8 protein-coding genes and 1 tRNA gene are annotated in these 8,978 nt (G+C 67.3%); 2 read left to right on the forward strand and 7 right to left on the reverse strand.

Annotated features, from left to right (window positions below; genetic code table 11):
* Window positions 1-46: 46 nt before the first annotated feature.
* Window positions 47-478 (forward strand): hypothetical protein, encoded by a 432-nt coding sequence (locus tag AX685_RS18015; RefSeq protein ID WP_066491112.1) that lies wholly within the window; start codon window positions 47-49, stop codon window positions 476-478.
* A gap of 113 nt (window positions 479-591) precedes the next feature.
* On the opposite strand, the gene AX685_RS18020 is transcribed toward AX685_RS18015, so the two are convergent.
* The 5 genes from AX685_RS18020 to AX685_RS18040 all read right to left on the reverse strand — a co-directional run bounded on the left by AX685_RS18020 (window position 592) and on the right by AX685_RS18040 (window position 5,022).
* Window positions 592-2,454 (reverse strand): hypothetical protein, encoded by a 1,863-nt coding sequence (locus tag AX685_RS18020; protein ID WP_066491113.1) that lies wholly within the window; start codon window positions 2,452-2,454, stop codon window positions 592-594.
* A 224-nt stretch (window positions 2,455-2,678) separates the two neighbouring features.
* Window positions 2,679-2,755: transfer RNA gene (locus AX685_RS18025), tRNA-Pro, on the reverse strand.
* A 114-nt stretch (window positions 2,756-2,869) separates the two neighbouring features.
* Window positions 2,870-3,127, reverse strand: a complete 258-nt coding sequence (locus AX685_RS18030; protein ID WP_066491114.1) for a hypothetical protein — start codon at window positions 3,125-3,127, stop codon at window positions 2,870-2,872.
* A 30-nt stretch (window positions 3,128-3,157) separates the two neighbouring features.
* Window positions 3,158-3,418: a hypothetical protein gene (locus tag AX685_RS18035; RefSeq protein WP_066491116.1), complete on the reverse strand. Its 261-nt coding sequence runs from the start codon at window positions 3,416-3,418 to the stop codon at window positions 3,158-3,160.
* A gap of 179 nt (window positions 3,419-3,597) precedes the next feature.
* The gene (locus AX685_RS18040) at window positions 3,598-5,022 is read right to left on the reverse strand and encodes a M20/M25/M40 family metallo-hydrolase (protein WP_066491117.1); all 1,425 of its coding nucleotides are present in this window, start codon (window positions 5,020-5,022) and stop codon (window positions 3,598-3,600) included.
* 107 nt (window positions 5,023-5,129) lie between these two features.
* On the opposite strand from AX685_RS18040, the gene ettA reads away from it, so the two are divergent.
* The gene (gene ettA, locus AX685_RS18045) at window positions 5,130-6,809 is read left to right on the forward strand and encodes an energy-dependent translational throttle protein EttA (RefSeq protein ID WP_066491120.1); all 1,680 of its coding nucleotides are present in this window, start codon (window positions 5,130-5,132) and stop codon (window positions 6,807-6,809) included.
* A 155-nt stretch (window positions 6,810-6,964) separates the two neighbouring features.
* Here ettA and AX685_RS18050 read toward each other — a convergent pair whose 3' ends face one another.
* Complete coding sequence (locus AX685_RS18050) at window positions 6,965-8,605, reverse strand: M28 family peptidase (protein WP_066491118.1); 1,641 nt, start codon at window positions 8,603-8,605, stop codon at window positions 6,965-6,967.
* A partial coding sequence (locus tag AX685_RS18055; protein WP_197418691.1) for an OST-HTH/LOTUS domain-containing protein occupies window positions 8,605-8,978 on the reverse strand: 374 nt, incomplete at its 5' end. The genes AX685_RS18055 and AX685_RS18050, both read right to left, overlap by 1 nt.

Below are 8,978 nucleotides of genomic sequence, written 5' to 3' on the forward strand. Positions count from 1 at the left end.
CGGGGTCCCTTTTGGACGCCGATAGGGGGTCCTTTTTGGACGCCGATTGACACGCAAGCTCAATCCCGGAGTCGCCATCACCGGTGGTGATCCGCTCGAGATCGAGGATCAGATCAAGATGGGCCGTCACGCGGTCGAGACCGACGCCGACGTCCTGCACCTCGAATATCGCGACCGTCCGACCCCGGCGCTGACCGGGATCACGATGTTCCTGCCGCGCGATGGCCGTTGCCACATCCAGAGCGGCTGCCGCCTATGGCTGTCGAAGTCGGGCAACCGGGGGCTGATCCTGCCGCAGGCTCATGTCCGCGGGCATTTCCGGCTCGGTCCGCGGGAGATCGTGCACATCGACGGCAAGCCCGCCGACGATCTGAGTGAGGGCATCGAACGCGCCAGCGCCTGGCTGACCCGGCAGGTCATGCGGCCGGGCGTCCAGTATGACGACGCGCAGTGCACGCTCTGGGCAAAGGCCGCCTGACGGATCCCGTCGGAGGCTATCACCCTATACGGACGAGCCAGCCAATTCGGACACCCGCTCGAAAATAATAGCGGTCCTGCTCGAATATGGCGGCTCGGCCGAGATGCCGACACTCACTTCAACCGCACCTTCGCGGCTCGCGTACGATGCTGCCGTCGCTCGGGCGGCCTTAGCCGGATGGGGAGCATCGCTGGGATGTGCGCGGTCAGCGGCGTCAGCAACTTCAGGGCATCAAGCTTGAGGGAAAGCTCGGCTTCCTCGTCATAGGTCCTTGCGGTTTCCGTCTCGCCCTCATGGCCAAAGATGTCGCATCGCACTTCGCTGGGAACACGCCCTTTCATGGTCGTCGTTGCCAAGCCGCGGAAGCTGTGGACGTCCTTGTCCTTCCATGCCCCGCCGACGCGATGCCGCCATGACGTGCCTTCCGGGAAAGCCCAGTCCCGCAACGGCCTGAATACGGACTTGTAGAACGTCCCGGCGAATGTCGTGGAGTTCGGCGACTGCATTTCCGGAAACAGCATCGTGGATCCTGCGGCGCGCATCGCCTTCACATAGTTGATAAAGCCCAAACGGATCAGTTCGGGATGGATCGGCAGCCGTCGAATCGACTGGATGTTCTTGAGCGAGCGATCCTCGGTATATTGGATCAGAAAATAGGGGATCGGGTCTTGTTCGAACACCTCGGCCAAGCCCAGTCCGGCAAGCTCTGAACTGCGACCTCCATACAGTGGGAGCATCAACGGCAGCCAGTACCAAGCGTCGTGGAAGATTTCGGTTCCGGGTTTGAAACGTCCGCCGATACCGGCGCACCCGGTCCAGATCGGCGCGGACAACAGCGTGGCGACTTCCTGCTTGGTCCAGTTGGCACGCTTGTCCCGGTCACGCTTGCGCTGCTTGCGATCGGATTTGCCAAGGCCGGCCCGCGCAACCTTGAAGGACAGCGGCTTGGCCGGTCGATGCGCCTTGGGATCATCCTCTTCGCCCGCCGCATGAACCAGGACGGCAGAGACCCATGTCAGATGCTTGTTGATGGTAACCTGACTGATACCGATCTGCGCGAGGTCCATGCCCTTCGCCCGCTCCAGGCTGGCGGCGATGCCACCCGCCTGTTCCTCACGGGTACGGCCCCAGCGATTCGGCAATGCCCGACACAGGCTCGTAAAGGCGCGAACATGGGATTGGTCCAGATCCTCGATGAAGGCGTCGCCGCCGCAAGCGTGATCGAACAGGCGGATGGCGGTCCGCACCTGCTTGATCGAATCCGTGTCCCAGCCGCCCTCCTTGCCGTACGCGGCGATGCAGTCCTCAGCCGCATCGACAATGCGTTGTTTCGGTCGCTCGGGCTTTGGCGGCGGTGCCGGGGGCGGAGCCGGCGTGACGATGTCATCCGAGAGTGGTTCTGTAGGCGCAGGGCGCGTGCCTTGTGGCGCGATCTGCTCGAAGGCGAATGGCGCGTCGTCCGCCAACGCGTCGTCTACCCATGCGGCCGTCTCGTCTTCGGTGTCGGGCAGCAGCGCCGTCGCTTCTCGGCAGGCGGCTGCCCGCGCGGCGCAGATCGTCTTGCCCATACGGGCGACATTGTCCTGCGTCGGCAGGATGCCGAACGCGGTGGTGTAGCTGTCGATCTGGGCCTTGGAGACGGGGTCATTGTTCTGGAATTCGAACACCAGATCGGCGACCTGCTTCGCGTGCGCCGGCGACCAGCCGGCCGCGATCAGGCGGTCATGCTCGTCCAGCGTCCATTGCGCGCCGACCCCGCGGCGGCCCAAAAAGCCCCAGGCCTCGGCATAGAGGGTGTTGAGCGACGCGTGATCATCGGCCGGCGCGGTGGTGCCTGCCTGATCTTCCAGGATGCGCTGCAACTGCCAGCGCAGCGCATCGCTGAACACCTTCTTCAGTTGATCCGGCCTCATCCCCGTCGATTGGCCATAGGCCATGCGCACCCCCTCGACCGCCACATTCAGGCGATCGGCCATACACCGCGCATGTTTATAATTTCCCGTTCGAAGGGAAAAGCACAGGGGCACGTGCGTGCCCGCCACCGTGATCTTGCGTCGCCAATGATAGCTGCCGCCGCGCAGCCGTAGGTTCCGTAATCCCATTCCGTCACCCCCAATGGGTACAGCGATGGGTACAGCCGTGGGTACAACGGTTCCCGATCGCCAGTTAGGCGACGTGAAATCAACGACTTAGATGCGGATGGTCGGGGAGACAGGATTCGAACCTGCGACATCCTGCTCCCAAAGCAGGCGCGCTACCAGACTGCGCCACTCCCCGACGCATGGATGCGGTTGCTAGGCGCGGCCGGGGGCCGGCGCAAGCGGGTTGCATCAATGAAAAAGGCGCCGTCGCGGGCGCCTGATGGTCATGACGATACGGGCTGCCGGAGCGTCACCGGGCGTTGCTGCCCGCCGCCTCTGCGATGTTATCCGCCGGATCGTCCAGATTGTCTGCGGCACCGGCCAGCATGGCGGCGACGCTGTCATTGGCGCTGGCACTGGCCATCGCCTCGAGATTGTCGGCCCGGCGCTCCAGCGCGTCGGCGATCATCTCGGCATTGTTACCGACCGACGCCGGTTCGGAGGGCGACCCGCAGGCCGTGGCACCCAAAGGGGCCACGATCGCCAGCAGGACGGCGGCGCGCCGCATCACCCCTCCGAACCGATGTCGGAAACCAGCTTACTTGTGGTTCTCGGCAGCTTCCTCGCCAGCCTCACGGACGTTGTCCGCGGCGCCGTGGATGTTCTCGGCAGCCGCTTCGGCATTGTCCTGCGCGAACGGGTTCGCGGTGGTGTTCGAGACGTCCGCCAGGTTGTCGGCGATCGCGTCCATGTTGTCGGCGACCATGTCGGCGTTGTTCTCGACCGGGGTTTCCGTCTTCGAGCAGGCGGCAACCGACATCAGGCCGGCGGCGGCGGCAACGAGCAGGATCTTCTTCATAGGAATGCTCCCAAGCATCAAAAACCAATCGCGCCCGACCCCAACGCCGTCGCGAAACGCCGCAATACCCTACCGAATACGGGGGTCAATGGCCAAAATTCATCTTTGGGAAAGGTTGCGACGAACCGAATGTCCCGCAACGGGCACGGGACGGCGCCGATCGACCGGATTCGGGCGGGTCATTTCGGCCGGACGACCGGGCCGATCGCCTCCGGCGCGTTGGCGACGATCGCCAGCATCGCGGTCCACGCCGCGACATTCTGGCGCAGCGCCTCCGGCTCGACGCGGTCAAGCACGTCGTCGGCGGTATGGTGGACGTCGAAATAATCCAGCCCCGACTGGTTCAGGTCGACGCCCGCCACGCCGGTGCGGATGATCGGCGCGATATCCGCCCCGTCGCCCGCGACGCCATTGCCGCGCACGATTCCCAGCGGTGCCAAAGCGCTGCCCAGGCGCGCACCGACCGCCGCCGCGCTGTCGAGCAGTGCGGTTTCGAACCGCCACACGCGGTCGGCGCCGAAATCGCTTTCCGCCGCCAGCGCGTGGCGCTCGCCGCCGTGACGGCGGGCATAGTCGCGCCCGCCGGGCCCGCCGACTTCCTCCGCGCCGAACCATACGACACGGATCGTGCGGCGCGGGCGCATCCCCGAATCGAGGATGCGCTTGGCCGCGGCGGTGGTGATCGCCAGCCCGCTGGCGTCGTCGATCGCGCCGGTGCCCAGATCCCAGCTGTCGAGATGCCCGCCGATCAGGACGATCCCCGCATCAGGGTCGGTCCCCGGGACCTCGGCAATGACATTCCCCGATTCGTGCATGCCGGTCTGCTGCGGCGTCAGCAGCAGCCGCAAGCGGATCGGCTGGCCGCGCGTCGCCAGCCGCTCGATCAGCTCGGCATCGGGGACCGACAGCGCCGCCGCGGGGATCGGCGCCTGACCCTCGGCGAAGTTGGTGGTGCCGGTGTGCGGCAGGCGGTGGTGATCGGTGCCGATCGAGCGGATCACAATCGCCGCCGCGCCCTTGCGCGCGGCCAGCGCGGGGCCGACGAACCGCGCCGGGCCGTTCGCGCCATAGCCGGAACCGTCCTGCGTCCGCTGCATGGCATTGCCGACATAGGCGATCTTGCCCGTCAGGCTGCCGTCGGGCGCGGCCGCCAGATCGTTATAGGTCGGGAACACCGCCACCTCGGCGGTCAGCCCCTTCGGCCCTGTCGATCCGGAATTGCCCAGCGCGGCCAGATGCAGCCTGTGCGGCACCGGGGCGACGATCTCCGCCGTCTCCTCGCCGCGCACCCATACCGGCATCTGATAGGTTTCGATCGCCACGTTGCTGAACCCCAGCGCCTTCAGCTTCGCCGCGCCCCATGCGCGGCCGCGCGCTTCCGCCTCGGTGCCCGCCAGCCGCTGGCCCACCTCGGTGGTCAGCCCCTCGATGATCGCATAGGCCAGATCGTCCTTCAGCGCGGCATCGCGCAGCGCCGCCACCTTGGGGTCGACCGGCGGGGCCGGGGGCGGGGCGGTCCGCTGCGCCCAGGCCGGCGCGGCCGACAGGGCAAGGGGCAGGGCGAGCGAGCAGGCGGCGCGGGCCGCGATCCGGCGAAACGTCATGGCGCCATGGCGTAACCGTGATCGCGCGGTTTGCCAACGCGTCGGGACACGCCTAGATGCGCGGGGAATTTCCGCCGACCGCATCGAACACGGAGCATGCGCGCCAGATGGCCGTCCAGTACACCTATGTCATGAAGGGTCTGACCAAGACCTTCCCGGGCGCCAACAAGCCCGTCCTCAACAACATCCACCTGCAGTTCATTCCGGGCGCGAAGATCGCGATCATCGGTCCGAACGGCGCCGGCAAGTCGACGCTGATGAAGGTGATGGCCGGGATCGACACCGACTTCACCGGCGAGGCCTGGCCCGCCGAGGGCGTCCGCGTCGGTTATCTGGCGCAGGAACCGCAGCTCGATCCGTCGAAGGACGTGATGGGCAACGTCAAGGACGGCGTGCGCCCGATCGCCGATCTGGTCGATCGCTTCAACGCGATCTCGGCCGAGATGGGCGATCCCACGGACGACACCGATTTCGACGCGCTGATGGAGGAGATGGGCGATCTCCAGGCGCGGATCGACGCGGTCGACGGCTGGACGCTCGACAACCAGCTGGAAGTCGCGATGGAGGCGCTGCGCTGTCCCCCGGGCGATGCCGACGTCACCAAGCTGTCGGGCGGTGAACGCCGCCGCGTCGCGCTGTGCCGGCTGCTGCTGGAAAAGCCCGACATCCTGCTGCTCGACGAACCGACCAACCACCTCGACGCCGAAAGCGTCGCGTGGCTGGAGAATTTCCTCAAGGAATATGCCGGCAACGTCATCCTCGTCACCCACGACCGCTACTTCCTGGACAATGTCGTGAACTGGGTGCTCGAGCTCGATCGCGGGCGCTACTACACCTACGAATCGAACTATTCCGGCTATCTGGAAAAGAAGGCCAAGCGGCTGGAGCAGGAAGAGCGCGAGGAGGCCGGGCGCCAGCGCGCGATCGCCGACGAACTGGCGTGGATGCGCCAGACCCCGAAGGCGCGCCAGACCAAGTCGAAGGCGCGTATCCGCAACTTCGAACAGCTGATGGAGCAGCAGGAGAACCGCGCCGCGGGCAAGGCGCAGATCCTGATCCAGATCCCGGAGCGGCTGGGCGGCAAGGTGATTGAGGCCAAGGGGCTGACCAAATCCTATGGCGACAAATTGCTGTTCGAGAACCTCGACTTCATGCTGCCGCCGGGCGGCATCGTCGGCGTGATCGGCCCCAACGGCGCCGGCAAGTCGACGCTGTTCAAGCTCATCACCGGGCAGGAACAGCCGGACGCGGGGACGATTGAGGTCGGCTCGACCGTGAAGCTCGGCTATGTCGACCAGAGCCGCGACGATCTGGATCCCAACAAGAACGTGTGGGAGGAAATCTCCGACAAGCTGGAGGTCTTCCGCTTCGGCAAGCAGGAGATCGGGACGCGCGCCTATGTCGGCGCGTTCAACTTCCGCGGGCCCGACCAGCAGAAGAAGGTCGGCCAGCTGTCGGGCGGTGAGCGCAACCGCGTCCACATGGCCAAGATGCTGAAGGAGGGCGGCAACGTCCTGCTGCTCGACGAACCGACCAACGACCTCGACGTCGAGACGCTGCGCGCGCTCGAGGAGGCGCTGGAGACGTTCGCGGGCTGCGCCGTGGTCATCAGCCACGACCGCTTCTTCCTCGATCGCCTGTGCACGCACATCCTGGCGTTCGAGGGCGACAGCCACGTCGAATGGTTCGAGGGCAATTACGAAAGCTACGAGGAAGACAAGCGCCGTCGCATGGGTGACGCCGCCGATCGCCCGACGCGGCTGGCGTACAAGAAACTGACCCGCTGATCCGGGGCCGGGCGGGGCGCCGTTGCGCGCCGCCCGTGCTGCCGTCCAACCGTCCCCGGGGTCGTGACCGCGCTCGGCGCGTTACAGCCGCGCGGTTTCCACTATCAGTCCCGCCACCGTCGCCGCGGTCACCGGCTCGCCGAACGCCACAGCGGCTACTTCCGCTGCGCCGCGCTCCTGTCGCGGATCGCCACGAACTCGCTGCCCGCGCTCCACGTCGGCCAAACGCCCGCTGTCGCCAGCCGTGCGCCGATCGCGTGGAACAGGTCGACGTCCTGCGCCGCACCCGTCAGGTTCCAGCCCGCGTGCCAGGCGTCGCAGGTCTTGTGGTAGCAGGCCATGTAGTCGTCCAGCCACTTCTGTCCCGCCGAGCGACCGCCGGCGCGCAGGTCCGATGCGCCGCCCAGCGCCATCAGCAGCAGCGACGGCACGCCGCGCCGGACGAGCGAGAAATGGTCGGCGCGATAGAACAGCCCGCGCTCGCCGAACGTCTCGGGCGTCACCGTGCGGCCCTGCGCCCGCGCCGCATCGGCCAGCAGCGCGTCGAGCGACGACTGGCCCGCGCCCACCAGCACCACATTCTTCGCCGGCCCGGCGGTCTGCAGGATATCCAGCGTCAGGTTCGCCGCGGTGGTCGCCGCGGGATAGACCGGGTGCGCGGCGTAATATTCGGACCCCAGCAACCCGCGCTCCTCGCCGGTCCAGGCGGCGAACACCAAAGTCCGGTCGCGCTTCGGCCCGGCCTTGAACAGCCGCGCCAGTTCCAGCACGCCCGCCAAACCCAGCGCATCGTCGTTCGCACCGGGGCGCAGCGTCTTGCCCGACGCATCCGCCGGCCCCTCGCCATAGGCGTCCCAGTGCGCCGCGAACATCACGCTTTCGTCCGGGCGGCGCGTGCCGGGTAGCCTGGCGAGCACATTGGCGCTCTCGATCCGTTCCACCGCCACCTTCGCGACGGCGGTGAAGCGCGGCGCCATCTCGACCGGGCGGAAACCGGCCGAGCGCGCCTTGATCCGCAGCGCGTTCAGGTCCAGCCCGGCGGCGGCGAACAGCCGGTCGGCCGCGTCATGCTCGATCCACCCCTGCAACGGCACCCGCTCGTCGCCGGGTGCGCGCACGATATCGTAATTCTCCCCGTTGGACGCATTGACCGTCGACCACGGATAGCCCGCACCGGCGGTGTCGTGGACGATCAGCGCCGCCGCCGCCCCGCGCCGCGCGGCTTCCTCGAACTTGTAGGTCCAGCGGCCGTAATAGGTCATCCGCCGGTCGCCGAACCGGCCCTTGGCGTCGTCGCCGGCCTGCGCCTCGAAATCGGGATCGTTGATGAGGAAGACAACCGTCTTGCCCTTCACGTCGACGCCCTTGAAATCGTCCCACCCGACCTCCGGCGCGGACACGCCATAGCCGACGAAGACCATCGGCGAGGCGGTGATCGCGATCGCATCCTCGGGGCGAACCGTCGTCACCGCGATGTCGCGACCCTGTTTGAGCGGGGTGTCGCCGATCGTCATCCAGGCATCGGGCGCGATGCGGGTGTGGATCAGCGGGACGGGTTGAAGCCACTTGCCGTCCGGGCCGCCGGGTTCGAGCCCGATCGCCTTGAACTGCGCGACCAGCCAGTCGAGCGTCTTCTTCTCCCCCGGCGTGCCCGGCGCCCGCCCGCCGAAGTCGGTGGAGGCGAGCGTGCGGACGTCGGCGGACAGCCGCGCCGGATCGACGCGGGTCTGCGCGGCAGCGGGCAGGGCGACGGGCAGCGCGGCCAGCGTCGCCGCGGCGATCAGCAGCGCGCGCATCAGCGGACCCGCTTCACGTACGACTGGCCGCCTTCGCGGCGCTCCAGCTTGAAATTGGCGACCGATTCGATCAGGTCCGACAATCTCTTGTAGCCATAGTTGCGCACGTCGAAGCTCGATCGGTTGGCCGCCAGCTGTCCCATCGCCGACAGGTTCACATAGCCCTTCTCGTCGCGCTTCGACGCATCATAGGCGTCGATCAACAGCTTCAGCAGCTCGTCGTCGACCGGCAGCTTGGGCCGCGCCGCGATCGGCGGCGGCAGCGATTCGGCGATCGGCACGTCGGTCTGCACCGGCACGCGCGGCGCAGGGGTGGCGGCCGGCGCAGGGCTGGCCGCCGGGGCGGGGGGCGGAACGGCGGCCAGCCCTGCGC

The organism is Sphingomonas sp. CCH9-F2 (assembly GCF_001556735.1).
Taxonomy (GTDB): Bacteria; Pseudomonadota; Alphaproteobacteria; order Sphingomonadales; family Sphingomonadaceae; genus Sphingomonas; species Sphingomonas ginsenosidimutans.

Excerpts from the sequence above, each read along its gene's own strand:
- AX685_RS18050 (WP_066491118.1), bottom strand. The coding sequence starts at position 8,605 with ATGCGCGCGCTGCTGATCGCCGCGGCGACGCTGGCCGCGCTGCCCGTC.
- AX685_RS18035 (WP_066491116.1), bottom strand. The coding sequence starts at position 3,418 with ATGAAGAAGATCCTGCTCGTTGCCGCCGCCGCCGGCCTGATGTCGGTT.
- AX685_RS18030 (WP_066491114.1), bottom strand. The coding sequence starts at position 3,127 with ATGCGGCGCGCCGCCGTCCTGCTGGCGATCGTGGCCCCTTTGGGTGCC.
- AX685_RS18020 (WP_066491113.1), bottom strand. The coding sequence starts at position 2,454 with ATGGCCGATCGCCTGAATGTGGCGGTCGAGGGGGTGCGCATGGCCTAT.
- AX685_RS18040 (WP_066491117.1), bottom strand. The coding sequence starts at position 5,022 with ATGACGTTTCGCCGGATCGCGGCCCGCGCCGCCTGCTCGCTCGCCCTG.
- ettA (WP_066491120.1), top strand. The coding sequence starts at position 5,130 with ATGGCCGTCCAGTACACCTATGTCATGAAGGGTCTGACCAAGACCTTC.